General features: G+C 42.6%; 20 protein-coding genes. 6 read left to right on the top strand and 14 right to left on the bottom strand.

What is annotated here, in order from left to right; all coding sequences use genetic code 11:
- Nucleotides 1-97: 97 nt before the first annotated feature.
- Nucleotides 98-934, top strand: a complete 837-nt coding sequence (locus JMX48_RS03175; protein ID WP_227687875.1) for an enoyl-CoA hydratase — start codon at nt 98-100, stop codon at nt 932-934.
- Between the two features lie 306 nt (nt 935-1240).
- Here the strand turns inward: JMX48_RS03175 and JMX48_RS03180 are convergent, their stop codons facing one another.
- The 6 genes from JMX48_RS03180 to JMX48_RS03210 form a co-directional block, all read right to left on the bottom strand.
- Complete coding sequence (locus tag JMX48_RS03180) at nt 1241-1579, bottom strand: RidA family protein (protein WP_201534231.1); 339 nt, start codon at nt 1577-1579, stop codon at nt 1241-1243.
- A gap of 67 nt (nt 1580-1646) precedes the next feature.
- Nucleotides 1647-2894, bottom strand: coding sequence for an NAD(P)/FAD-dependent oxidoreductase (locus JMX48_RS03185; RefSeq protein ID WP_201534234.1), 1248 nt, complete (start codon nt 2892-2894; stop codon nt 1647-1649).
- 314 nt (nt 2895-3208) lie between these two features.
- Complete coding sequence (locus JMX48_RS03190; protein ID WP_227687876.1) at nt 3209-5536, bottom strand: DEAD/DEAH box helicase; 2328 nt, start codon at nt 5534-5536, stop codon at nt 3209-3211.
- A 33-nt stretch (nt 5537-5569) separates the two neighbouring features.
- On the bottom strand, nt 5570-6883 hold the full coding sequence (locus JMX48_RS03200; protein WP_201534237.1) for an ATP-binding protein: 1314 nt from the start codon (nt 6881-6883) through the stop codon (nt 5570-5572).
- Between the two features lie 23 nt (nt 6884-6906).
- A complete protein-coding gene (locus JMX48_RS03205; protein ID WP_201534240.1) occupies nt 6907-9300 on the bottom strand; it encodes a TerB N-terminal domain-containing protein in 2394 nt (797 codons plus the stop codon).
- A gap of 118 nt (nt 9301-9418) precedes the next feature.
- Complete coding sequence (locus JMX48_RS03210; protein ID WP_201534242.1) at nt 9419-11599, bottom strand: ATP-dependent helicase; 2181 nt, start codon at nt 11597-11599, stop codon at nt 9419-9421.
- 474 nt (nt 11600-12073) lie between these two features.
- Here JMX48_RS03210 and ychF point away from each other — a divergent pair, with 474 nt between their 5' ends.
- The 4 genes from ychF to JMX48_RS03230 all read left to right on the top strand — a co-directional run bounded on the left by ychF (nt 12074) and on the right by JMX48_RS03230 (nt 16457).
- Entirely contained in the window at nt 12074-13165 is a 1092-nt protein-coding gene (gene ychF / locus JMX48_RS03215; RefSeq protein ID WP_201534244.1) for a redox-regulated ATPase YchF, read from the top strand.
- 132 nt (nt 13166-13297) lie between these two features.
- The gene (locus JMX48_RS03220) at nt 13298-13873 is read left to right on the top strand and encodes a hypothetical protein (protein ID WP_201534246.1); all 576 of its coding nucleotides are present in this window, start codon (nt 13298-13300) and stop codon (nt 13871-13873) included.
- Nucleotides 13874-14197: 324 nt separating this feature from the next.
- A complete protein-coding gene (locus JMX48_RS03225) occupies nt 14198-15691 on the top strand; it encodes a deoxyguanosinetriphosphate triphosphohydrolase (protein ID WP_201534248.1) in 1494 nt (497 codons plus the stop codon).
- Between the two features lie 85 nt (nt 15692-15776).
- Nucleotides 15777-16457 (top strand): TetR family transcriptional regulator, encoded by a 681-nt coding sequence (locus JMX48_RS03230; protein WP_201534249.1) that lies wholly within the window; start codon nt 15777-15779, stop codon nt 16455-16457.
- 20 nt (nt 16458-16477) lie between these two features.
- On the opposite strand, the gene gspK is transcribed toward JMX48_RS03230, so the two are convergent.
- The 8 genes from gspK to tsaA form a co-directional block, all read right to left on the bottom strand.
- Nucleotides 16478-17590, bottom strand: a complete 1113-nt coding sequence (gene gspK, locus JMX48_RS03235; protein WP_227687877.1) for a type II secretion system minor pseudopilin GspK — start codon at nt 17588-17590, stop codon at nt 16478-16480.
- Between the two features lie 62 nt (nt 17591-17652).
- Nucleotides 17653-18483, bottom strand: coding sequence for a type II secretion system minor pseudopilin GspJ (gene gspJ, locus JMX48_RS03240; protein ID WP_201534250.1), 831 nt, complete (start codon nt 18481-18483; stop codon nt 17653-17655).
- Nucleotides 18480-18974, bottom strand: a complete 495-nt coding sequence (gspI, locus tag JMX48_RS03245; protein WP_227687878.1) for a type II secretion system minor pseudopilin GspI — start codon at nt 18972-18974, stop codon at nt 18480-18482. Before gspI ends, gspJ begins: the two co-directional genes overlap by 4 nt.
- A 3-nt stretch (nt 18975-18977) precedes the next feature.
- The gene (locus JMX48_RS03250) at nt 18978-19793 is read right to left on the bottom strand and encodes a prepilin-type N-terminal cleavage/methylation domain-containing protein (RefSeq protein ID WP_201534251.1); all 816 of its coding nucleotides are present in this window, start codon (nt 19791-19793) and stop codon (nt 18978-18980) included.
- A 171-nt stretch (nt 19794-19964) separates the two neighbouring features.
- The gene (locus tag JMX48_RS03255) at nt 19965-20654 is read right to left on the bottom strand and encodes a TetR/AcrR family transcriptional regulator (protein WP_201534253.1); all 690 of its coding nucleotides are present in this window, start codon (nt 20652-20654) and stop codon (nt 19965-19967) included.
- A 233-nt stretch (nt 20655-20887) separates the two neighbouring features.
- The gene (locus JMX48_RS03260; protein ID WP_201534256.1) at nt 20888-21676 is read right to left on the bottom strand and encodes a TatD family hydrolase; all 789 of its coding nucleotides are present in this window, start codon (nt 21674-21676) and stop codon (nt 20888-20890) included.
- 315 nt (nt 21677-21991) lie between these two features.
- A complete protein-coding gene (locus JMX48_RS03265; RefSeq protein ID WP_201534258.1) occupies nt 21992-23779 on the bottom strand; it encodes a GspE/PulE family protein in 1788 nt (595 codons plus the stop codon).
- Between the two features lie 158 nt (nt 23780-23937).
- Nucleotides 23938-24789 (bottom strand): tRNA (N6-threonylcarbamoyladenosine(37)-N6)-methyltransferase TrmO, encoded by an 852-nt coding sequence (gene tsaA / locus JMX48_RS03270; protein WP_201534260.1) that lies wholly within the window; start codon nt 24787-24789, stop codon nt 23938-23940.
- 449 nt (nt 24790-25238) lie between these two features.
- Here tsaA and JMX48_RS03275 point away from each other — a divergent pair, with 449 nt between their 5' ends.
- Nucleotides 25239-26012, top strand: a complete 774-nt coding sequence (locus tag JMX48_RS03275) for a ferredoxin--NADP reductase (protein WP_201534262.1) — start codon at nt 25239-25241, stop codon at nt 26010-26012.
- Nucleotides 26013-26097: the final 85 nt, after the last annotated feature.

Genomic DNA, 26097 nt, shown 5'->3' on the forward strand with positions numbered 1-26097 from the left:
GCCATTTTTCGATAAGACATGCTACTATTTAGAGCACGATCGATAGCATTGTATAAATGTTATTTTAGAGTTAAATTCTTTTTATCAAGGATGATAAATGATGACATCTAGCCTAAATAAAACTGAATCCATCTTGACGGTAGACATAAACGAGCCGTTGGTTATTAGAGAGAAAAATAATGATTCAAGCGGCGTTGTTACCCTGATCCTAAATCGCCTAAAACAATTTAACGCATTATCCGTTGAGCTGCTTTCTGCTATACAAACTGAGTTGGACAGCATCGCGCAAGATAGCAACATTCAAATCGTAATCATTGCTGCAAATGGTAAGGCGTTTTGTGCTGGTCATAATCTAAAAGAGATGCGCGAAAATACGGATGAAGCATTTCATAGGGCCCTATTCCAGCAATGTAGTCGAATGATGTTAGCCATCAATGACATGCCGCAAGTGGTAATCGCAAAAGTACAAGGAATAGCCACCGCCGCTGGCTGTCAGCTTGTCGCAGCTTGCGACTTAGCCGTTGCCTCTGATAATGCCAAGTTTGCTACCTCCGGAATAAACGTTGGGTTATTTTGTTCCACGCCTGCTGTTGCCATCAGTCGAAACTTATCCCGTAAGCAAGCATTCGAGATGCTGATTACTGGAGAGTTCATTGACGCGCACACGGCCTTACAATATGGTTTGCTGAATCGAGTTGTGCCAGTGGATCAACTAGATCAAGCACTGCAATCTTTAATCAATGCCATTACTGCCAAATCCTCGATCGCCGTTAGAACAGGTAAGAATATGTTTTATAAGCAATTAGATATGCCATTAGCAGATGCTTATGAGTATGCCAGTGAAGTGATGACCTGCAATATGATGGCAGAGGATGTCAGCGAAGGCATCGACGCTTTTATCGAAAAGCGCCATGCGGTATGGAAAGGGCGTTAACTATAGTCGATACTGAATAAAATGGATACACAACATTATACTTCGTGACTGGGACAAGTTTTTCTTGCTTGCTGTGCCTGCGCAGACAGAGGCGACAAAAAATTTATCCCAGCCCCGTTGTCTCTTTTCTATATTGACCTGACTATATTATATAAATATATTCAAGTCATAGAATGCACGTCTGTGAAGTTCACTGAGCCTAAGATAATATTTAATCTAGGGCGTGTATCTGAATACATTATAAAAAAGGACACGATATCGCTATCATGTCCTTTTTTATTTTATACAGATATTATAACCAGTCTATTATTCCGCAGCGATGGCTATCATTTCAACCAATAGCTCAGGACGTGCTAACGCTGATTCACCACAAGCACGGGCTGGCGGCTGCACACCTTCAAACCATTTATCCCAAACTTCATTCATAGCAGCAAAGTCTGCCATATCTTTTATCCAAACCGTCACTGATAATAGCTTTGATTTATCGCTACCCACTTCCTCTAATAAAGTCTGTATCTTCTCTAAACAAGTCAAAGTTTGGGCTTGAATATCGTCTTCAGCATTACCCACTTGACCACACAAATAAACGGTCTGATTATGGACAACAATTTTACTCATACGTTGATTGCTGTGTAGCTTTTTCATTGTGTTTAATCCTAAATTTATAAAAATATTTGAATCAATGATTCAATTGAAGTAATCGCCTAATTGCTTAGTTAGAAAAACGCTGTGCGCTAAACGGCGCAATATCAACCAATAATGGTTTATCATGAATCATCTCTTCTACGATACGTCCTGTCATAGGACCTAGCGTGAAGCCCTGATGACTGTGACCAAAAGCGAACCACAGTTTGTCATGCTTGTCTGCAGGACCAATCACGGGCTTCATATCAGGCATGCAAGGACGTGATCCAGCCCATGCCTCACTTTCTACCGCATCTTCTAGTGGTAAGATTTTACGAGCCAGCTTTAATACGGTTTTTAATTGGCCAAAGTTCTTTGGTGCATCCATTGTGGTCATCTCAGCACCAGTTGTAATGCGAATACCCTGCTGCATTGGCCCCATAACGAAACCTTTATCCATGTCAAACATGCTGTGATTAATCGTGTTTTTTTCAGTCACTTTAAAGTGCTGATGGTAGCCGCGCATTGGGAATAAAGGCAAATCATAGCCGAGTGGTTTGATCAAGTCATTAGACCAAGGACCCGCAGCAATCACCAATTTATCACTATAATAAGTGTCATTATCAGTGATCACTTTCCAGCCATTTTCTTCCTGTACAATTTCTTTGACGCCGCTTTCTTTAAGCGTCCCACCTAGTTCTTGGAAGTTTTTTGCATAAGCTTTGACAAGCGAGCTTGGATTGGAGACTTGCCAAGAGTTTAACCAATGAATCGCGCCAACGAAACCATCAAAATTCGCGCTTGGCTCCATTACTTTTAATTCTTCTACTGTCAATACATTGTGCTCGACGCCCTGATCGCGGTCTTTGATTGCGGCAGCAATAGCTACGTTCAGAGTCTCTTCAGAACGATGTAGCTGCAACCAGCCTTTTCGACTGATCAAATCTTCAGCACCAGATGCGGTAATCATCGTTTGATGCTCACTGGTACAATGCTCAATCAGCGTCTGCCACTCTGCTTCTATTTTTTTGACAGAGGCAGGTGTAGAGTATTTCCAGTACTTCAAAAGCGCTTGATGATAACGCAAAATCGCTGGTATACGATAGCGAATATCAGTCCCTTGGTTGGGCAATACTCTGATCATTTCAGTCAACTGACGCGGGAACGGATGCGTGTGAATCGCTTCGCGCTGAATGAGGCCTGCATTACCATAAGAGGTCTCTGACCCTGGTAGTTTCTTGTCTAACAGCAATACTTGTGAATTGTTTTTTTGTAAATGCCACGCAACTGACGTGCCAACCATGCCTGCACCGATAACGATAACTTCATAGCGCATAACCTATCCTTTTCTTAGGGTATTAATACAGAGTGTCAAATATGAGGGTCTAGCGAATAAGGTGGTAATAGTAACGCATTGAGCCAAAGATTAAACCCTTATCTCATAAATATTTTTGCTATTAAGCACTTTTGGTTATGCATTAATTTAAGAGGTATTTTTTATAGGAATAATGAGGAAGTTAACGAAGTTTTTGCCTCTGAATTATTCTTTTTAAACTGAATATATATAATTCTGGTTGTTTATTTAGGAACGCTATTGAAGTAATAAACATATTTTACAAAAAGGTGGTGCCTTGAGTAGCTTCCAAAATTTTATTTGTAGTCAACCTCTCTTTCAAATAATAGCTGCAACCAGTCACTGAGACCATCAATATCAAAGGTTTTTGCACCATAACCAATATTTAGTAAATCCTCAGGCAAATACTTATCGAACTTTTCAATCATTTTATTCGGTACATTTTCAGCAAGCTTAGTCGCAGACGGCATAGGCTCATGAGCTAAAGTTTGCAAGAACCTCATAACCTGAACTGAATTAACTTTGTTAATACATATCACACCAGCATACCTCTCAGTAGAGAAATCATGTTGTATCAGCAGAGCTGCCAAGGTGTTGACAACTTTATCACCACGCCACATAAAGATATAAGTATTACCGTCTTGGTCTATAAGAGGTCGATGACGTAATTGACATCTATCAAAAGTTTCAATACTTTCTTTGAATAGCTCGCGCGCTGTTTTATCAGCGAAATCGACTTTTTTATCGCCAACTGAAATACGGTAATTGCCACTGCTTAATATGTCATACATCTCTTGACGCACTCGGTCGTGTATCGACATATCTCCGTCGCCATCAAAATTTGGAGGCTGACCGCCACCTTGGACAGCGCTCACATAAATGACCTTTTTATCCATATCGATATCTTTGACTTGCCAGCGTATACCAGCGAAGATGATGTATTGTTCGGGTAGCAGCAGAGTAGTAACGGGTAATGTGCCCAGTGTTTTACTACCAGCCACAAGACGATATTCTTCTGGCGTCTTAAACACCGCATAAAAAGTATAATGACCAACGATACGCTCGCCTACTATCCCTAACACTAATTGCTGATTACCAAGCTGGGTAATCAGTTGCATCGCGCCCATTTGTAATAATAAGGATTTAAAATGAGTAGGTGTTATCTTTTGAAAAGAACCTTGCCTACATAGCAAAGTATAAATTTGATCGGCACGGATACCGCCCCATTGACCAATGGTTGCGAGCACTTGATGAAGGAGCGTTGAGAAGTGATAAAGCGACGTGTCCGCAGGCTCAAACCATCTGCTAGCGATAAGCAGTCTTATCATTGCTAATGACTGAATAAGCTCTAAGCGTAGCCTATCCACTAAATTGGTATTCACATCGATTTCTTCTTCCGTTATAAGCATACGTAGCACTGATGAACCGCCGCGCCTACCCGAGCGCCCAAGCCGTTGCCTTAAGCTTGAAACTGAATGCGGAGCGGTAACCTGCACGACAGAATCGACTTTACCAATATCTATACCTAGCTCCAAAGTCATCGTGCAGACGGCAGTCGTTGGCAGATTATCCTTTTGCAAACGCTGCTCTAAACCTTCTCTCAACTCTTTTGCTAATGAGCCGTGATGAGGGAAAAACTCATTTGGAACGATGTTTTGCTCACATTTCTCACTTAGCAATGTGGCTATAAGCTCGGTACGTTTACGGCTATTGGCAAAGATAAGATGGTTACCGCCACGGCAGAAGCGATACAAATCCGTGCATATTTGTGATTGAGCATCATAGGAAATCTCAAAATTACTGCTCTCAATAATGGCACTCTCTAAACCAATACCTGTAAACCTTTCTTCTTCAGTTTTATTACTTTCATAGTCAGTCTCAATACCATCGATTTGTACCATTTGCATTATCTGACTAGGTTCTATATAACCTTTTAGCTGAACTTTAACGTTTGATGTCGATTCAGTGTCTTTAATAATGACGCAAGGTAAAGAATGATTAGGGCGTAGCGATAAAGGCACAGTTTCTATATTTCCCAAAGTGGCGCTTAGTGCGACTCTAGGAATAGGCGTCTCTAACCGCCCAGCCACATGCTCAAGGCGATTCAACAGCGACAATAAATGCTGTCCGCGCTCACTACCCAAAAACGCATGAAACTCATCAATGACAATATATTTCAAATCGCCAAAAGCTTGTTTTACCCAGCCTGCATCTCTTATCAATAAGGATTCAAGTGATTCAGGAGTAATCAAAATAATCCCTGAGGGTGACTTTTTCTGTTGTTTCTTTTTACTTAACGGACTGTCGCCATGCCATGGAGTCAATTGCATATCGAGTAGCTCCGCTAGACTTTGCAAGCGTCGATACTGGTCATTAATCAACGCTTTTAACGGACTGATATAAAGAATGCCAACGCCCTTTTCTTGATGAGCAATAGCGCTACAAGCAGGCAAGAAGAAAGCTTCTGTTTTACCCGCAGCCGTTGCCGCGCTGATAAGCACATCCGTTTGCCCTGATAAAATGGGCGCAATGGCTTTGGCTTGTACTTCGCGCAGTCCGTGCCAGCCTTGGTTAAAAACCCAGCGTTGCACGCGTTTATCAAGCTCGATATGGGCATCTCTCAAAGTAATTTTCCGTCCTAAAATTAAGTGTCAAACTTATAAGCTAAAGTCTGCAAGTCCATCATCTTCATCAACATCGCTCATATCGATATCCATATCGGAGGGCGTCTCAGGATCGATAGCTACCGAATTGATTAGATGATCCCATGAGATAGTAGGATTTTGGTCGATGACGGCCAGCATATCCAAAAACGCCTTGATGGTATTGCGCGGCGTTCTAAAGTAAGCATCGCCAATCGTCTGGCTACAATGTTGCAAAAAAGCTTGTAGTGATTCATCAGGTACAAGATAAGCAGTCTCATCACCGCCTGCATAAACATGACGTAGGTTTTTGAGTAAGATATAAAGCTCCTCTGGCGTTAAGCTGGCTAAATGTAGAGCAGGAGAAGAATAATCAATCACTCCTGCTTTTTTAGCAAAGCTATTATCCGCCAAACGCGTTTGCAGGGCATCATAGCTGTATAACCCTTTGCGCGGATCGAGTAAAAACTCAGGAGTACCGCCTAATAAAAACCCTAAATGCTCAGCCGTTCCTTGTAAACAATCATTTAGGATACGCAAAATTTGCTCATAGTTGCCTTGACGCGCTTGCGTGCTATTGAGCTTATATAAATTTACCATTTCATCCAAATTAACGAGCAGTCCTTGATAACCGGCATGGCGCACGAATAAACTCATGATTTTTAATGAGTCGTAGAAGGAAGCATCAGAGATAATTGTGCGCACACCCAGATCACGTTTCGCGTCGGTCTTAGTAGTATATTCTGCCCGCAGCCAGCGAATAGCGTTAACTTTTAGCTCGTCATTGCCTTCTTCGTGTCCTTGCCAATAAGCCTCAATAACTTTGGCAAAATCATAGCCGCCTACAAGTTCAGTCAGCTCCGTTAAATTGTGCTGGATAACGTCACTAATCGCCTCCCCACTGCTATCCGCTTGTTTGCGGGCCTCAGTAATAAAACGCTCAACCACACTAGCAAGACCATTACCATCAGGCTTATTACGCGTCGATAAATTACGCATCAGCTCAGAATATAAATTTCTTGCTTGCCCTGATGACGCTTGGATACGTCTATCAGGTGATAAATCGGCATTAACGGTGACCAATTTACGCTCAAGGGCAATGGCGCGAACTACGCTTAAGAAAAAAGTCTTGCCTGAACCATATTCGCCAATAATCAGCCGAAAGGCAGAGCCACCGTCAGCCACACGTTCAATATCGTCTATCAAGGCTTTGAGCTCGTTAATACGTCCGACTTGGATGTGCTGAATACCAACTTTAGGAGTCACGCCAGACTTGAGCGACTGGATAATTGCATCACGCTCTTTGGCTCTGATTTTTTTAACGCTCATATTTATTCCCTTTATTTACTGTTTTATTGACTGAAAGCTTTTAGCTCTTCTACAATCTCAAAATCGACTATGACTTCATCATCATCTTCTAATACAGGCGCATCGACGTTTTCATATGCCCAATCGTTAATAGTTTCAATGGCGCCATTTATCATTAGGTTAAGCGACTCGCATAATACGTTAACAGCTTCACGTTGCCATACCTCAGCACTAATAAGCTGATGATATAATTGGCTATGACTACTATCTAAGCCATCTATGGTCGGCTTGTTATCTGAGTTTTCAATAAGCACATTACTCTGCTGATCAGTCGCCGTCTGATTAATTATCTCTAAGGTTTCATTTTCTTCTGACTCATCCTCTACGGCAAAAATGCTGCTTAGCATCGCTTTAGCTACTGCTGTCTCGCGTTCATGTAGGGCTAATAGTTCAGCGTCAAAACTAAATAAGGTGCTGTTTTTGCTGCTATTATCTTTGGCTTGAGGCGCATTATTTATGCCCGTGTTTACTTTTTTATTCGTCGTCAACTGATGGATATCACTAGTCACTAACGTTTTATCTAAACCTAAAGCTTGATATAGCTTTTCGATTTGTTTAATTTGACTGGGTTCGATATTACCATTCGCTAAGGCAACCGTAATAATGAAACGGCTGATAAAACCAATATATTGCTCATCAAGAGTAGCCAATGTTGACTTTAGACCCGCCATATTTGCTGGAGTGTTTAATTGCCATAGCAAATAAGCTCTAAGCGAGTCTTTTTCAATAGTGCTCAGCTGACTGTCTTCATTGAGCAGCGTCAATAAGGTGTCCACTTCCCTTTTATCAACATAGCCATTAATAGTCGCTACCATGGCGCCCAGCCTCATGGCTAAACCGACTTGATAGAAAGATGAACTGGGCTTAAACTCTTCACTAAACGCATCATAACCACCAGCAAATAACACAGCGTAACCATCTGATTGCAAGCGCGTCTGATGATAACGTTGGTCAGGAGCAATACCAAAACCGGCAAGCTCTAGCAGATTAATGATCAGCTCGTTTTGTTTTTTACTCAGCGCTTTGTTATCTGTTGGTAGCAAAGGCTCGTTTAAATATGACCATAGCTCTTTAGTCGTTGTCAGCCCTTCATTATGTTCTATAACAGATTCAGCCCATCTCTTAAATTTTTCAATGACAGGGTAACGGCTGTTATGAAGTAAAGGTTTTGGCAGTAGCATGATAGCGACAATGTCATCAGTCGAGCCGCCCTCTTTACCCAAATAACGACTGTAAGCATCTAAAGCGTCATTGCACTGCTCAGCGATATTTATAAGCTTTTTAACAGGCGCTCGTAAGACGCTCGGATCTGGTAGATCATCAAGGGTAAGCTCTACACTAATAATAGAGCGACTGGCAGCATTATAGCTAAGCTTGAGCCTAGTTTTATTAGCAGAAACCAAAAATCCGTTTGAATTAGCTTCATGATATAGAGTTTGGAATAATGCTTTGAACTCAGTCTCGCAGCGCTTGGCGGGAGTTTTAAAGTTGTATTCATTAGAATAAACAAGCCACTCCCACGCTAATAGCGCAGGAATAGGCAGTTGCAACGCTACTACCTTTGCCAAACGCATCTTAAATTCTAAGTTTTGGCTAGTTACGGGCGGCGGTAGTAAATGCCCAGTTTGCGCTTTATCTTCAAACAATAATGAGCGAATAAGGGTCATAAATGCTAAAAAATGCGCTGAATAACTGTCGAATGAAGCAGACTGACTGCCGTAGATATGATTGAGTCGTGTGATCTCTTCATAGATAGCCATAAACTCAGCGTCAGAGACGATATCGTCGTTAATGTGTTCAATAATACGGCGCTCAAAACCACCAAAATAAATGAATATATAACCAATAGGAGTACTTGGATGGGCGCGATTTGAGGCGAGCCAATCAAGATAGGCTCCTCGGCATTTAGAGGACAAGCGCTCATAACTGGGCCAGTAGCCAAGAGAGTCATCCTGATGAATTTGCGAGGCACTATGGATCACTTTAGAAGAGCTAACAGACAAGCTATCATCGAGTAGTGACGGTTCACATCCGAACCCCGTTAACATTTCCAGCTGACCACCAAGATAATAAAAACCGCGCTCAATAGAGCGTCCGTTAATATTCAAAGATTCATTTTCTTTGATCCAGCGTCCTAGCTGTTTATTGGATGAAGTATTCGAAGCGTTGGATTTAGCAGACGAGATAATAAATGATGCAAACTCATCGTTATCATGATTTTGAGTAGAACGGATATTTCTACGAGAGTTATGAGAATTGTCAGGCTTGATATCAGGGGGCAATTCTATAAAAGTGGACTTCGCTGTTTTATTACCTTGAGCGTCGGCATCATATTTTTGTTTAAAAAGTGCCTTCACGTCTGCAATAAAATTCTTCATTAATGATAAGATCCATACTGATTAATATCAAAGTTGTTATAAAAAAGCACATGACTAACATTCATTCTAACAACAAACGTGCATTTTTTAATATTTATTTATTAAAATAATCAACCTATCACCACCACACCGGATCATCACTTTCCCTAATAGATTTTCTAATTGTCTCGACCGTTACCTCATCTGCGGACAGCTCAGCGATAAACCGTGATGGCTTGTCAAAGTAACCTGAATAGCTAGAGAAATAATCTGGCGCAGTCAAGTACAGCCTGCTCTTAGCACGACTACAGGCAACATAAAATAGTTTGCGTTCTTCTTCGAGTTCCTCAAAATCAGCCAAAGAGCGATGATGCGGCGTGATACCATCGACCAATGAATTAACAAAAACCACTGGCCACTCCAGTCCTTTAGCACTGTGGATGGTCGAGATAGTGACTTTGTCTTTATCTGCTTCCTCAGACTGACTGGTCATCGCCACTGAGTCATTAGGTGGATCAAGCGCTAGATTCTCTAAGAAATTATCAAGACTACTGTGCTCTGTTGCCAAGTTTTTGAGTACGCGAAAGTCCTCGCTGCGCTCTCGCCAGTTTTCTTCAATCGTTTTTAGGATAGGAATATAAAAATCTAAAATCAGCTCAATGATCGTATCAACCGACTCTGCTTGTTGAGCCTTGGTCAGTACAGTATGTAGCGGCTCAAGCTCAGGGCTTTTTTTGCTAAATTTCGGTAATAGTAATGGCTCAAATGAATTATTCTCAGTGTTGATAGCTTGAGTCAATCGCGTGGCAGTGACTGCCCCTACTCCTTTGAATAAGGTTAAAATACGATGCCATGCAATGGTGTCATTGGGGTTATAAAGTATTTTGACAAAGGCCAAAACGTCTTTGATATGCCGTCTTTCAATAAACTTGATACCGCCTACCACGATAAAAGGAATATGCCGCTCCATAAATTCTAACTGTACATAGTTGGACTGAAAGGATGTGCGACACAGTACCGCAAAATCATTGTAATCATGATCTGATTTTAACGCGATGACCTTATCGGCGATATATTTCGCCTCTTTCGTTTCATCACTTGCGCGGCTAAAAATAGGTTTTTCGCCCGTTATAGTCGCGTTTGAGTACAGCTGTTTTTGATAACCCAAAGTGATTTGCGCCGATAGCGCGTTAATATAATTTAAAACAGCGGGCGTACTTCGATAATTTTGCTCAAGCTTGATAAGACTCGCTTCAGGATAGGTTTCACCAAAGAGTAAAATGTTTTCATAATTAGCGCCGCGAAACGCATAGATACTTTGGTTGTCATCACCCACGACCATCAGCGATACGGACGCTGGTGCGCAAATCAAGTCGATCAATTGTTTTTGCGGAATATTGGTATCTTGATATTCATCAACCATAATATAACGATATCGGTTTTGTAATAACTGTCGAAAAGTATCATTGGTCTTTAAATGGCGCACGACTTGACTGATAATGTCATCGAAGTCATAGAGATGATTGGCGCGTTTATACTCATGAAAATCGATCGCCAATTGTTCAATAATAGGAATATGTACGGCAATATCAGGATAATTACTTTCGATTAAGTCGCGAATCTGAATACGACGATTTCTAGAGGTGGAAAAAATATTTTGTAGCGTGCGTTTGCGTGGAAAAGCTTGTTTTTTGATTTGGGCGGGATACTTTTTTTCTTTATAAATTAAGTCGATGGCATCTTCACTATCGCCTGTGTCTAGGATAGTAAATCTTGGGTTGATACCAAGTAGCCCTGAATACTGACGCAATAGCATATTGCAAAATGAGTGAAAAGTGCCACTGGTGATATCGTTTAGCGCTTTAGTGGTTGGCAGTATATCTTCAGATAATTCTTCATCAGACAATCGATTGACGAGTAACGTTTTGGCGCGACTTTTAATTTCATTGGCAGCTTTACGGGTAAAAGTGAGTAGCAAGATACTGCTGGGCATCACGCCGTTTTCTAACAAATAGCTGGTACGATACGTCAGCGTTTTGGTCTTGCCAGAGCCAGCACCAGCGATTACCAATACTTTCCCATCAATGGTAGTGGCAGCTAGCAATTGGTCAGGATTTAGCTCACTGGCGTAATCTACTTTTAAGCCTAAATCACTATTCAATCTTTGCTTAAGTAACTCAATATTTGCATCGTCGTCAGCATCTATTAGATTGGCCTCTAGCTTTTTAATCGCTTTTTCAAGACGCGCAAGCTTGGGTTTAATCTCCATAAAATTCTGTGGATAGTCATAGCAGCGCGTATCAAAAATCGTGGTAGTCATTATAGGAATTTGCCTTTCATTTTATTTTAGCCGCCTTTACCTATATAGAGCACTCAATACGACGTATTTCTACATAGAAGCTTAAAGGTTTGGCGAAGAGATTTTATTATTAATAGTGACTATGGCTTGTAAATATTAGTGTTGCTCAATAAGTTACGGGCGCTCATCTTGAGTGTATCTATAAGCCAAACTATTATTTTATAGTACAGCTTACCATAATTGATAAAACAGCAAAATTGCCAACGATGAGTCACACAAAATCTCAGTATACCGGATAACAACATCACCCATATTGGGTTAAATTTGCTACAATATGCCCAATTTTGATTTACTATTTGACTAAGTTTTATAATGACTAAGTTCTATAATGACTAAGTTTTATAATGATTAAGTACCGAGTTTTACAATAACTAAGTACCGAGTCTTATATTGACTACGTATCAACTGATTTTATTAATACATTGAGAGACTGTTATGGGTTTTAATTGCGGCATCGTCGGCCTACCAAACGTGGGTAAATCCACCTTGTTTAATGCTTTGACCAAAGCGGGAATTGCCGCTGAAAACTTTCCGTTTTGTACCAAAGATCCCAATACGGGTATCGTGCCAGTGCCAGACCCACGCCTAAAGAAGCTGGCTGATATCGTCAATCCTGAGCGCGTATTGCCCACCACGATGGAATTCGTTGACATTGCAGGTTTGGTTGCTGGCGCGTCCAAAGGCGAAGGTATGGGTAACCAGTTCTTGGCCAATATCCGTGAGACCGATGCAATTGCTCACGTGGTACGCTGTTTCGACGATGATAACGTCGTACACGTTGATGGTCGCGTCAGCCCTATTGATGATATCGAAACTATCAACACCGAATTGGCATTGGCTGATTTAGAAGCCGTTGAGCGTGCAATCCACAACCAAACCAAAAAAGCTAAAGGTGGTGATAAAGACGCGCAAGCATTGCTTGATGTGTTTAAAAAAGTTGAGCCATTATTAGCAGAAGGTAAAGCAGCACGCGCGGCAAACCTTGATAGCGATGAGAAAAAACTGATCAGAAGCTACGGATTAATCACTTTAAAGCCAACCATGTATATCGCTAACGTCGCTGAAGATGGCTTTGAAAACAACCCTTATCTAGATGCTGTACGCAACTACGCGACTGGCGATGATTCAATTGTGATTGCACTCTGTAATCAAATTGAGTCTGAAATTGCCCAACTTGATGAAGATGACAAAAAAGACTTCTTGGCTGAAATGGGCATGGAAGAAGCGGGTCTTGACCAAGTGATTCGTGGTGGTTATGACTTGCTCGATATGCAAACTTACTTTACCGCTGGTGTAAAAGAAGTTCGCGCTTGGACAGTCGCTATCGGGGCAACGGCTCCTCAAGCAGCTGGTGTGATTCACACTGATTTTGAGCGCGGTTTCATTCGTGCCGAAGTTATTGCCTATGATGATTTTATCGAGCACAACGGCGAAAAAGGTGCTGCTGCGGCTGGTAAATCACGCCTAGAAGGCAAGACTTATATCGTACAAGATGGCGATGTGATGCATTTTAGATTTAACGTGTAGTACATTCCCGTTCTGATAAAAACCAATATAGAGCAATCTATGTTGGTTTTTTTTATGTCTTTCATGTTATATTATAACGTAACTATTTCGGTTCTTATATTCCCTTGTTTCATATTTATAAAGGCATTTTTCATGATAGCGTTTACCCGTACTCATTCTAAAACGGCTCTACTTTGCTTTGCTTTCTTATTAGTGGGCGCAGGCTGCGAACAAAAACCTGAGACACCACTGCAAAGCGATAACGCTACCGCGACGGACGCCAGCACGGATACCACGCATGAGGATCACGAACACGACGCTCATACGGACCATGATGAACACGCGCATGATGAGCATGCAGATCATGAGGAGCACGATCACGGACATGAAGGCCATCATCATGATGCAGCAGATATGACCACTTACGCCTGTCAGCCTGAGCAAGAAATCAAAGCCCATTACGATCCTGAAAACAGCGCTCAACCTGCTACCAGTGCGCACTTATTAATCGATGGGATTGAATATGATCTGACAGCCATGACTTTACCTAAAAACAGCAATGCGGGTGCTGCCTATGAGACCGATATTGGTATTGCTAATGATGCTGGCATGAGATGGCAAGTGAGCGCTGATGCCACTAAAGCCGTATTAAGCAATAAAACACTAGATAATAGTGTCGCTGAAAGCAATGAAGCCGTACTATTTGACTGCCAAAAAACAGACGGCTAATAGTTATTAATCAATACTTATCTTAATCACTACTCACGACTCACTAAAGTTTATCCCAAAAAGGTTGTCACTATCTGCCATAAAACAGACGGTGACAACAGATGAACCGACGCGACTATTTTGCTATAGTCAATAATGAATAAAATGGATACAGGACACTATCCTACGTGACTGAGACAAATTTTTCTTGCTTGCTGTGCCTATCCAGACAGAGGCGACAAAAAATTTATCCCAGCCCCGTTGTATCTTTTTTATATTGACCAGACTCTATGCTAAGAGCAATATAATAACGACTGTCCATTCATCATTGGGATCATAATAATAATGTCTAATCATCTATCGTTCTCCTCTGCTACCACACAATGGTCACACTTACTGAGCGCTCAACGGCTGGGATCATCCAAAAAACCCAAAATAGGTGAAACGGCGCGTTCGCATTTTCATAAAGATTATGACCGATTGGTTTTTTCTCACTCCTTTCGCCAACTCAATCAAAAAACTCAAGTGCATCCATTGACCAACCAGCTCGGCATTCATACTCGCTTGACCCATTCACTTGAGGTCTCTTGTATTGGCCGCTCTTTAGGTATGATGGCAGCAGAGAAGCTCCATGACAAATTAGATAACGGTTTACCAGCGGGAGTCTCGCCAGCCGACGTTGGAGTGATTGTACAAGCAGCTTGTCTTGCTCACGACATTGGCAACCCGCCATTTGGTCATGCGGGAGAATACGCGATTCGTGATTGGTTCAGAAATCCGAACGCTCAGGCTGTTTTACGAAACTTAAGCACCAACGAGCAATTAGACCTGCTGGCGTACGAAGGCAATGCACAAGGATTTCGCCTGTTAGCGCGCAATGAACATCATCCTGATAAAGGCGGTATGCGTCTCACTTGTGCAACGTTGGGTGCTTTTATGAAATACCCTTGGCTGGCAACTCATAGCAATGATGTTAGTAACGATGTCAGTAATGATAATCCAGACAATAGCGTGAATATAAGCAGTGCTGTGAGTATAAATAATAACGTGAGTATAAACAGTAACGTGCAGAAATTTGGTTGTTTTGATAGTGAGTCAGCGCAGTTAGAAGCATTGGCCGCAACGCTGCACTTACCTCGCTCAGAGCAACACGATGGTTTTGCCCGTCATCCATTGGCTTATTTATTAGAAGCTGCGGACGATATCTGCTATGCCTTGATAGATTTAGAAGATGGCATCAATCTGAATATGCTCACCTATACCGATGTGGCCAGTATATTTTATGAGCTGATCGGCGAACGTCCTAGTAGTATTCAACTGCCAGCTCACATGTCAGTCAGGCAGAGTTTAGCGTCATTACGGGCACGCGCGATGATGCGTCTGGTCAATACGGTGACTGATGCTTTCGTGGCTAATAACGATGCCATGTTGGCTGGGAAACTGGACGGTAGCTTATTTGCTCACTGTGATGCAAGCGTGCAAAACGGCATCAATCAAGCCAAACAGTTGGCACGTGAGCAAATATTCAATCACCCAAGTAAAGTGAGAATGGAGCTAATGGCCAATCAGTGTTTGCATCGTTTGCTAGATGCCTTTGTGCCAATTGCTTGGCTAGGCAGTCAAACCGCAACCACCTCAATCACTTCAGCACCTATGTCTTTTGAACAGCAGCGTCTATTAAGCCTATTACAGCCACATCTTGACGAGCAGCGCCGCGAACTATCAGACAATACCTATCATAATATTTTGAATATCTTAGATTTTATTACGGGTATGAATGACCATGAAGCGTATAGATTGGCACAGGAATTACAGGGTCATTGGGGAACGATGGTGTAGGCGTTTAAGACAAGTTGCGTATTTCAGTCGTATTTATGCGCTGAAATGAGTATCATAAACCTCTAATGGACAATTTTGAAATATTATGAGCAGTCGCGAACAAAAGAAACTTCAAACTCGGCACGCGTTTTTTAATGCAGTGCTCGACTTATGCATGACAGGGCAATCTTTTAGCTCTATCAGCCTCAGACAAGTCACTCGTGAGGTCGGTGTTGTGCCGACGGCATTTTATCGCCATTTCAATGATATGGAGTCGCTTGGGCGCGCATTGGTGGTAGAGGAATTGGGCGGTACGCTAGCAATATTAAGCGACAGCTTACAGATTGGCCGCAAACGTAGCTTTGATCGCCAAATTGCCAAAAGTATTCAGCTGTTCCTATCTATGGTTAGTGATCAACCTTATTATTGGCAATTTTTAGTCAGCGAGCGTTACGGTGGCTCAGAGGCAGTTCGCAAGGCTATTAACGAATTGGTTAAAAAGCACGCACGCAGTCTAGCAGAAGATCTTGCGCTACAGCCAGCCTTTACCCACATTAATACCTATGACCGCCGCCTATTGGCTGAGGCTGGTGTCAATATGTTCTTTTCTTGGATCATTGATTGGTTGGAATTGACTTATACGGAAGACCATGATGATGAAATCGATTTGAGCGAGATCGAAAACAATAAACAGCTGATGCTACACAATTGCACCCGCCAAGCACAGATGCTGTTTTATGGCGCTTATAACTGGAAGTCTAGTGAAGAGACGCGCCTAAAAGATTAATGGTTGGTTTTTGATAATTATCAAAAGCTGGGTCTAAAAGCCCATAAGCGCTGCGTCACTACTTTAATATTTTTGGCCTTATTACTGTCATCAGTATTGTTCGTGCTATTGGCGTTGTTGTTACCAGTATTGGCGTTCTCGCTATTAGGGCTATTAGGAACAGTATTATTAGAATCGCCACTATTTGCTATTCCGCTAGCATCAGTCGCCGTTTTACTGATCAATACCGTTGCAAAGCGTTGTCTTGCCTGACCAACATTCGAATTGTCGGTAACCGTAATAAGTGCCATAAAAGCCTGACTATCAATGGCCAATAATGGTGTTAATTCGGCTCGTTGCTTTGTATCTAAACCACTTAAAATAGGCAGTTGCCACACATCATCAACGGATTCTAACGCCCGCTTTGACCTCATATCGACCAGCTGTTGCATCTGCTCACGAGTGCCACCGTCCATCAGTGCAGCCAACAAAACAGGACTCGCTGTATTAACGTTAATAGGCACTGAGTAAGGCACAGCGGTGACATAAGGACGGAGTGTGGCCAGCACCTCAGCAGTGACACCTCGAACTTCTTGCAGCTGATCGATACTGACAAAAGGCTGATTTGGCAACGTTTTATTCACTGCGGTACTTGATTGCTGATTGTAGACTGCTTTTTCATCACCACCATCTAAATATACGTCACTGTCCGTGTCTTGATAATCAAGTACGGCAATGGCAATATCAGGCTCTAAGTTTAGTTGTGTCAATAGCCTTTGAAAGAGTGCTAAAGCGGCGGTATCAACCGCTCCATTCTGATATAAGTTATTGATATTAAAACGAGCGGCCTCATCGCGTAATTCAATGCCGATACTGTGTGCGCCTAAAGCATAAGGCGGTATTGGTTGCGCCCAAATATCTTGCTCGCTATCTGTGTCGTTCAGTTTGTTGTCAGCACCAATCATAGTAATTGCCAATTGCTGACCTGCATTGATGTCTTGCAATAATTGGTTTTGGTCAAACACTAAGCCACTGCGCCTAATGGCAATCTTTTGGCTGGCTAGCATCGATCCTGCGACCACAGTAATACTGACCACCAAAAGCAAGATAGTGAGCAGCGCTACTCCGCGCTGAGAGTGCGCTGTCATTGACATAAACAGGCTCTGTCACTGATTCGATGGGACATTTTTATACGACCTTATCATTCAATACTACATTATAGATTGCTATTTCCCACATCACTATTAGCAGGGTTATTGCTACTTTCACCTTCGTTATTATTGCCATCATCTTTGCTATTTTCATCGTTTTTATTATTAGGAACGTTTGAGCTACTGCGTGGAATCGGTTGCGGCGCAAGTGCCCACTGCCAAGTGATTGGCATGTCTTGATAAGTAAAACTGACTGCTATACCTTTTGGCAGTAAAGCCACTTCGGGCTGTGCGCTCGCTGTAGCAGCTATCTGCCCAGAAGCACTATTGGTATTATTGTTGCTGTTTTCGTCAGGGAACTTAGGGCTCAATTCTGGTAAATATGCTTGCCAACGTCCTGCGGCGACACCTTCGAGCAGCACACTATCCAAGCTAACGCTATCACGCCCACTATCCAAGCTGGTGTATTGGCGACGAATTAAACGCTCATCTGCAAAAACGTACTCGACATGTTGTACACTGGTACTGCTTTGATAGCGTGGATCAGGATCGGCAAAGCGTATAAAGCTGACATGTTCGCCATCTAAGCTCATAAAAGGCTCAGGTTGGCTCTGTTCTGCTTGGCCACCATCATTGAGACTGTTATTCGAAATACTGTTATTCGAGATGCTGTTTTTTTGAATACCTACTGCTTGATAAGGCATGATTTGACCCATGTCTTGCTGTAGCTGCAGATAAGCATATTGTAATACAGCCAAATTGTCAGCATGGAACTGCGCGCGTTCACGAGCACGGTTGACACTATCGAATACTTGCCAGCCCGCCACTGCCAACACCGCAAATATTGCCATGGCAACCATCAGCTCAAGCAGCGTAAATCCATGTTGTTGCCTCACAGATTACCCCCTGCTGATCTCGTCACATCTGTACCAAGACTGCCCAAATCCAAACTACCAATATCTTGCTTGGCATTGCTTACTATGACATCGATATCAGTCACTGCGTTGCGCGTCTGTCCATCGATAATAGGGGCAACGGCAATATTCACCTTCTTTAATGCAGGCGTAATGGCATCACTAACCGTCATTACAATTTGCCAATCACGACCTTGAGCATTGATAGTCTGAGTACGATTTGCCGTCAGCCACGTCTCTTGAATACGTAAATCAGCCGCCGCATTCTGTGCGACGAAATGTGCCAGTGTGCGGGTGCGCAATACATCAACTGAACTCAAATAGGCGCTACTTGCGCGGCTAGCGGCGATAGCGACCACTGCCAAAATAGCCAAAGCAACCATCACTTCAATTAAGGTAAAGCCCCTCTCACGCCTAGACTTAGGAAACACTCGCTTAGCAGACATAGTAAGCGACTTAGAAGAAGTATCCATCAACTACGACCCCTGTCCGATCATCATACTACCATCAGGCATAATCGTAATCACCTCACCTACCAAACGTGAATTATGAATCACTTCAAGGGTAACAGGAGCCGCCTGCCCAGTCCCAAACCATAATATCTGTGGTACCGTTTGATCGGTAAACCAAGGCTGTAATGTTTGAGTTTGTTCAGGATTCGATGAGTTACCAGACGCCAAGCTTTGAACCCTTAAACTGACACCAGCAGGCAATTCAGGCAAGCTGACTTCTGGCTCAATCTCCCAGCTTGGGGTTGGCGGTTGATCGCCCATAGACCCTGACATATTTGTCAGATCTGCAGACAACTCCATGGCGTTTTTGGGACGACTATCCATCCTATCTGATGTGACCTCAGCCGTTTGATACGCGGTATAAGGATTCGATAAGGTGACAATGACAGGGGTGATCTGACCTTGCTTATCCGCTTGCAAACTTAAACCCATTGGCTGCATACGCTCTGCCGATAATAGTCGAACGTAATTTAATGAATCGGTCAAGTGCTCATAAAAAGCACGGTTTTTTCGGGATTCACTGCTACCGACCGACAAGCTCATCATGCCAGCAAATATGGCGATAATAACCACCACGACCACAATTTCAACGAGCGTAAAACCCGTTTGTGACCGAGAAATACTCGATGGGTTAGCATTTGATCGATTAGAAAAGGAAACAGGAGGATTGTTTAATGAGGAATATTCACGTCGATGATAACGATGTAGCGAACGTTGGCTGGTTAGGCCTACATGGCAAATGGCCGCTGAGCTGGACTGAATCTTGGCAGTGACCGGCATATTGCACCTATAAGTCTATAATTGGCTTGTCGTATGTAGACGTGTGTCACGTAGTATCGTTAATTTTTTAAAGAATTTGGCGCGATAGATTTAACCATGCTGCCAGATAGAATATGACAACACGGTATGCTTTCAACAGTACTCTAGATGATATCAAAATTAGTAGACAAGCTAATAACTGGTATTGCGATGCTCTTCCGATTCAGTATCGATTTGCTCTACCAGCTCCTGCATATCTTCATCCATTACCTCGTCTTCATCTTCATCCGCAGGATAATGACTGGGCAGCTCAAGCATTTGCTGGACAAAGGCGTAACGCAAGGTATCACGGCGACCCAAGTAGCGCTGATAAAAACTAGAATTTAATAGCCCTGCACCGCCTTGACCCATTGCCCAAATGGAAGATAAATAATCACGAGTACTTAGGTTACTATGCTCATCCTTCAGATAAGCACTGATAATATCAATCAAACGCTTCATACGCTGACGACGAATATCATATAGCTCACCAAATAAGCGATTGAGACCGGTTACCGAAGCTGCCAAACGCTCTTCAATTTGATTGAGTAACATCGCTTTTTGTGGATTAAACAGCTGCTGAAAAATCATTCGAGCAACGCCTGCCGATGGGCAGTCATCAATACGATTGATCTCAAACAACTGCTCTTCATAACGAATGATAATACGCAAATAAAGCTCATCTTTGCTGGAGAAATGCTTATATAGTGTGCCTTTAGCCAAATCAAGCTGGTCTGCCAAACTGTCTAAAGTAATATCACCATCGCCCGACTCAAGTAGCAGTTGCTCTGCCATCGCTAAGATATTCTCTTCTCGTGCCTTGAACTGATGCTGACGACTCATAACCTCTCCTAAAACCTGACAATATTAGGCATATGACCATTGTATATGTTCATGAATCGGCATTAAAAGTATGAAACCATACAAATTCTGCTCGAAGACCATCAAAGGAAATATGCTTATGTGTGCTAAAGAGTCATTGATAATCATAGGATTACGCTAGCCGTTCAAATTACTGAAAGCGTGAAAACATAAGGCTATCTCATAAATGACTGAGTGGTCATAGCATAACCATTTTAGTGATACTGTGCCAGTAAATTTTCAAAGTTTTTTGCAGTCAATGTACCCACGTCCTCCGCACTACAACCATACATATCTGCGATATAACTCGCCACGTAAGGCACATAAGCCGGCTCATTGGGTCTGCCACGTTTGGGCACAGGCGCTAAATAAGGGCTGTCTGTTTCGATCAATATTCTGTCTTTGGGCATATTTTTTGCAGCCTCTTGAATTATTTGAGCGCTTTTGAAACTGACGATACCCGAAAATGAGATATAAAACCCTAAGTCCAGCGCTCGTTTCGCTGTCTCCCAATCTTCAGTAAAGCAATGAATGATACCGTGTTCAGCACCTTCCGCTTTTAGGATATCAATCGTATCTTCTTTGGCATCACGCATGTGTATCACAAGTGGTTTTTTCAGGCTTTGGCTAGCATGAATATGACGGGCAAGGCTGGCTTGCTGCTCTTTTTTATTCTCAGTTGACCAATAATAATCCAGACCCGTCTCCCCTATCGCCCATACATGATCAGCGCTGGCAGTTTCTATCAGTCGCTCGACAGTCGCTGACTGTAACACCCCTATATCTTCGCAAGGATGGATACCCACGCTCATACCGAGATTGAGCGTCTCATCATTATAAGTGGTAATAATTTTGGCAATGTCATCGTATTCAGCAAAATCGCACATAATCGCCATCGCACGGGTGACATTGGCAGCTTTCATAGCATCAATCGCACCGGACAATTGACCATCATATTTCGTTAAATCTAAACGGTTTAGGTGGCAATGCGTATCTGTAAACATAAATAATCTCGTTGTTAGAACGTTATTGGTAAAAATGGTATTAAGTAAAAATTCGTTAGCGTATTTATTGCTCTATGGAAAGGTTTTTTCAAGCAATTCGAAACTATAGTCAACGAAAAGTTAAATCGATACATCCATAATCAGGTACTACTGGTATAAATTTTTCTCGCTTGCTATGCCTGCGCAGACAGAGGCTATGAAAATTTATCCTAGCAGCCGTATATTTTTATAGTGGATTGACTATACATAGAATTAGTGCAGCGGCACATAGAATTAGTGCAGCGGCACATAGAATTAGTGCAGCGGCACATAGAATTAGTGCAGCGGCACTACGCGCATGACTTCTTCTATGGTTGTAAGCCCTTCGCTAATGCGCTTTGCTCCAGACAAACGAAGTGGTTGCACGCCTTCTCGGTACGCTTGCTGCTTGAGTGAATCTAAACTTGTATCAGCAGCGACCAACTTCTTTAACTCATTTGATAACGGCATGATCTCATATAGACCAACACGGCCTTGATAACCCGTATGGCGACAATGCTCACAACCCTGCGCCGTATAAACTTGCGCGGGCACTGACGCACGCCAAGGCTGTACCAGCTCTTGCCACTGAATGGCAATTTCACTGTCTGGAGTCACGTCTACTGCTTTTTTGCAGTGCGGACATAATGTGCGTAACAGGCGCTGCGCCATCACACCCAATATAGTGGCTGAGGTCAAAAACGGCTGGATGCCCAAGTCATGCAAACGCGTGATCGAGCTTGGCGCATCGTTGGTATGCAACGTCGAAAGCACCAAATGCCCAGTGAGTGAGGCTTGCACCGCCATATTTGCCGTTTCGGCATCACGAATCTCGCCCACCATAATGATGTCGGGATCTTGACGCATCAACGAGCGAATACCATCAGCAAAATGCAAATCGACACCTGGGTTGACTTGCATTTGATTAAAAGCGGGCTCGATCATCTCAATCGGATCTTCAATGGTACAGACGTTGACTTGCTCTGTAGCCAGCTGTTTGAGCGTACTATATAAAGTGGTGGTTTTTCCTGAACCCGTCGGACCTGTGACAAGGATAATACCATTAGGATGAGCGGTCAGTTCATGCCACATTTCAAGCTGTTTACCGGACAAACCCAATTGAGCAAACGAGCGCACCAGCACTTCAGGGTCAAACACACGCATGACCAATTTTTCACCAAAAGCGGTCGGCATGGTAGATAGACGTAGCTCAGTCTCTAGTCCTTTTGGCGTACGTGTCTTGAGGCGACCATCCTGTGGTTTACGTTTTTCGGCAACATTGAGCCGTCCCAGTATTTTAATGCGTGCGGTCACCGCCACTATAATCGCTAATGGCATCTCGTACACCGTATGGAGTACACCATCGATACGAAAGCGCACCTTGCCTGTCTCACGGCGCAGCTCTAAATGAATATCGCTGGCACGCTGCTCAAAAGCATATTGTAATAGCCAGTCAACCACTCTGACGATATGCTGATCATTGGCATCAGGATTGGTGTTATCACCCAGCTGCAATAATGCCTCGACATTGGTGACATCAGCCGCTGCCCGTTTATGGACACTATTTGCCCCTGCAATCGCTTGCGTGACTTGATAGAACTCTCGCCGATAGCGATGAATCTGCTCAGGACTCAGATAAACCGTACGATAGCTTTTAGCTTTTATCAGCTTTTCGATACTTGCCTGCCAGTCAGTATAAAAGGGCTGATCTGTACCAATAACCACTTCATCACCCTTCACATCAACCGGTAAAATATGCTGTGAGCGTGCATATTCAAAAGACATCAGCTGCGTCACGGCAGGGACATCGACTTTTAAAGGATCAATACGAACGAGTGCCATACCCGCTTTACTAGCAAGCCATTGATTCAACCATGCCAACGTTAATTTACTCTCAGGGTTATTATCAAGTGCGTGACCATTCGGCAAGCCAAACTCACTGATGGTGAGCAGTGGATGCTGCGCTTTATCACGACGGCTGGTAATCACTAGATTGTAGCCACGCTGATCAATCACCTTATCTGCCAATAATTCATCGAGGCACCAACGTAAATCAATCACTATCGAATACTTCTGAACAGACATATTTTTCTTCTTTTATTAGGGCGTGAATTAACTCGCTTGGGAATTGATACCAGTCTAAAACCAATGCAATGCAGCTACTGTATTATTCATCACCTAATGATTAATAAATTAGTGATTAGAAACTTATTTATTAACCGTCATACGGCGTTAATATGGTGCTATAAATCCACGCCTATTATATCGTTTATCTGCAACTGTCCCGACTCTAGCAATTGAAAGCTCACATCGACAGACTTATAGCGCATGACAAATGGCGCTTTTACTTCATGACGGCGATATGCTGGACGCGGGTCTTGCGCGATTAATGCTTTGATAGCATCGATATCAGAGACGAGTAATTGATGTTGAATCTTTTGAATCAGCGCAGCGACTGTAGCGGATTCTTTATTTTTACTATTTCTATAGCCACTTTTATCAGACTGCCCTTCATGAACCAAAAGCATGAATTGCTCATACGCTGATTCGGTGATGGTCACTTGTAATAATATAGGGGCAGTCGGTGCAAAACCACTCTCTGCATGTGCAATCGCATCACTATAAGCCACATAGGGTTTGATATCGATAATGGGCGTGTCATCTATCATATCTGCACCGCGAATCACCAGTAATACGCGCCCTTCTACAATCTCAACGCGCTCAAGTTTAACGACAGACAATCCTAACGCCGAAGGCCGATACATGCTACGACTGGCGAATACACCTATTTTTTGATTACCACCGAGTCTTGGTGGCCTTACCTGCGGACGAAAACTGCTGTCTGTCTTATTAACGCCATTATTCTTGTTGATATGGTTGTGATGAAACTGCCAACTGATCCAAATATGACTAAATTCGTCCAAACCAACAAAAGCTGCTGGCGTGTCATAAGGCGCTCGCATCTCAATGATGCTGGTCAGCGCCACCAAATTAGGCTGTCTGGGTGCGCCAAATTTTTGTGACAGCGGTGCACGATGGTAGCCAATAATTGGCGCATAGTAATCGTCATTTTGGGACGAATTTTCACAACGCATAAACCTACTCCATGATTGACAAACTTGCTTTTATCTTACAGTTCTGCCCGATCTTACAAAATTACTCGCTAACGATATTCCATTTTATCATGCCACATAGTCACTGCTGGTCGGATTTTTATTTTAAAGTTTGGTATTATGAGCGAACAATTTGATGACAGCCTTTTAAATTGGTAGATTATTCTACGTTTTTACAGATTTTCTGCGCATCTCTACGTACTTATAACATTCGATAAAATGTTAAAATAGCGCTCAGATTTTTGGTTAATGAATATATAACATTATCAAACGCTGGCAAAATCGATACTTTAAAAACAATTACCTAGATAATATACAATACCAAAATACGGTCAGTACCAAGATACGATTTTTTAATTTGTCATTGAAAATACTTATTGAATACTCATTTAACTTAACGACACAGATAGCAACTTATTGACGAGGACTTTATGTCAAAACTTCGCACCGAAACGGTCACAGAGGTTCATCACTGGAACGACTCTTTATTTAGCATCAAAACCACTCGTGACGACGGCTTACGTTTTCGTAATGGCGAGTTTGCAATGATTGGTCTCGTTGTTGATGGCAGACCACTACTTCGCGCTTACTCGATTGCTAGCCCTAATTACGAAGACCAGTTAGAATTCTTTTCTATCAAAGTGCCAGACGGCCCACTGACCTCACGCTTACAGCATATCAAAGTAGGTGATGAGTTATTGGTCAGCAAAAAGCCGACAGGAACACTGGTACTAGATGACCTACTGCCTGGCAAACATCTATATATGCTATCAACTGGGACTGGAATGGCGCCCTTTTTGGCTCTAGCACGTGATCCTGAAGTTTATGAGCGTTTTGAAAAAATCATTTTGGTTCATGGTGTACGCCATGCTAAAGACTTGGCATATCGCGATATGTTTGAAAACGAGCTACCGAATGACGAGATATTTGGAGAATGGTATCGCGAAAAGTTTATCTACTACCCTACGGTTACTCGCGAGGAATTTAGAAACCAAGGCCGCGTTACCGATTTGATGAAGTCAGGCAAACTTTTTGAAGATATTGGATTACCACCAATCAACAAAGAGCATGACCGCGTTATGATATGCGGTAGTATGCCTTTTAATGCGGAAGTCTCAGCAATTTTAGATGACTTTGGCTTAACTGTTTCACCACGTATGGGCGTACAAGCGGATTACGCAGTTGAGCGTGCGTTCGTTGGATAAATTGCATTTTATCGATTCAATTTAAAATTATATTAAATAATTCTTGACGGCGAAAAATAGGCTGCTATAATACGCAGCCTATACA

Origin of the sequence: Psychrobacter immobilis (assembly GCF_904846225.1) — a bacterium.
GTDB lineage: Bacteria > Pseudomonadota > Gammaproteobacteria > Pseudomonadales > Moraxellaceae > Psychrobacter > Psychrobacter immobilis_F.

Excerpts from the sequence above, each read along its gene's own strand:
- JMX48_RS03175 (WP_227687875.1), top strand. The coding sequence starts at position 98 with ATGATGACATCTAGCCTAAATAAAACTGAATCCATCTTGACGGTAGAC.
- JMX48_RS03180 (WP_201534231.1), bottom strand. The coding sequence starts at position 1,579 with ATGAAAAAGCTACACAGCAATCAACGTATGAGTAAAATTGTTGTCCAT.
- JMX48_RS03185 (WP_201534234.1), bottom strand. The coding sequence starts at position 2,894 with ATGCGCTATGAAGTTATCGTTATCGGTGCAGGCATGGTTGGCACGTCA.
- JMX48_RS03200 (WP_201534237.1), bottom strand. The coding sequence starts at position 6,883 with ATGAGCGTTAAAAAAATCAGAGCCAAAGAGCGTGATGCAATTATCCAG.
- JMX48_RS03205 (WP_201534240.1), bottom strand. The coding sequence starts at position 9,300 with ATGAAGAATTTTATTGCAGACGTGAAGGCACTTTTTAAACAAAAATAT.
- JMX48_RS03210 (WP_201534242.1), bottom strand. The coding sequence starts at position 11,599 with ATGACTACCACGATTTTTGATACGCGCTGCTATGACTATCCACAGAAT.
- ychF (WP_201534244.1), top strand. The coding sequence starts at position 12,074 with ATGGGTTTTAATTGCGGCATCGTCGGCCTACCAAACGTGGGTAAATCC.
- JMX48_RS03220 (WP_201534246.1), top strand. The coding sequence starts at position 13,298 with ATGATAGCGTTTACCCGTACTCATTCTAAAACGGCTCTACTTTGCTTT.
- JMX48_RS03225 (WP_201534248.1), top strand. The coding sequence starts at position 14,198 with ATGTCTAATCATCTATCGTTCTCCTCTGCTACCACACAATGGTCACAC.
- JMX48_RS03230 (WP_201534249.1), top strand. The coding sequence starts at position 15,777 with ATGAGCAGTCGCGAACAAAAGAAACTTCAAACTCGGCACGCGTTTTTT.
- gspK (WP_227687877.1), bottom strand. The coding sequence starts at position 17,590 with ATGTCAATGACAGCGCACTCTCAGCGCGGAGTAGCGCTGCTCACTATC.
- gspI (WP_227687878.1), bottom strand. The coding sequence starts at position 18,974 with ATGGATACTTCTTCTAAGTCGCTTACTATGTCTGCTAAGCGAGTGTTT.
- JMX48_RS03250 (WP_201534251.1), bottom strand. The coding sequence starts at position 19,793 with ATGCCGGTCACTGCCAAGATTCAGTCCAGCTCAGCGGCCATTTGCCAT.
- JMX48_RS03255 (WP_201534253.1), bottom strand. The coding sequence starts at position 20,654 with ATGAGTCGTCAGCATCAGTTCAAGGCACGAGAAGAGAATATCTTAGCG.
- JMX48_RS03260 (WP_201534256.1), bottom strand. The coding sequence starts at position 21,676 with ATGTTTACAGATACGCATTGCCACCTAAACCGTTTAGATTTAACGAAA.
- JMX48_RS03265 (WP_201534258.1), bottom strand. The coding sequence starts at position 23,779 with ATGTCTGTTCAGAAGTATTCGATAGTGATTGATTTACGTTGGTGCCTC.
- tsaA (WP_201534260.1), bottom strand. The coding sequence starts at position 24,789 with ATGCGTTGTGAAAATTCGTCCCAAAATGACGATTACTATGCGCCAATT.
- JMX48_RS03275 (WP_201534262.1), top strand. The coding sequence starts at position 25,239 with ATGTCAAAACTTCGCACCGAAACGGTCACAGAGGTTCATCACTGGAAC.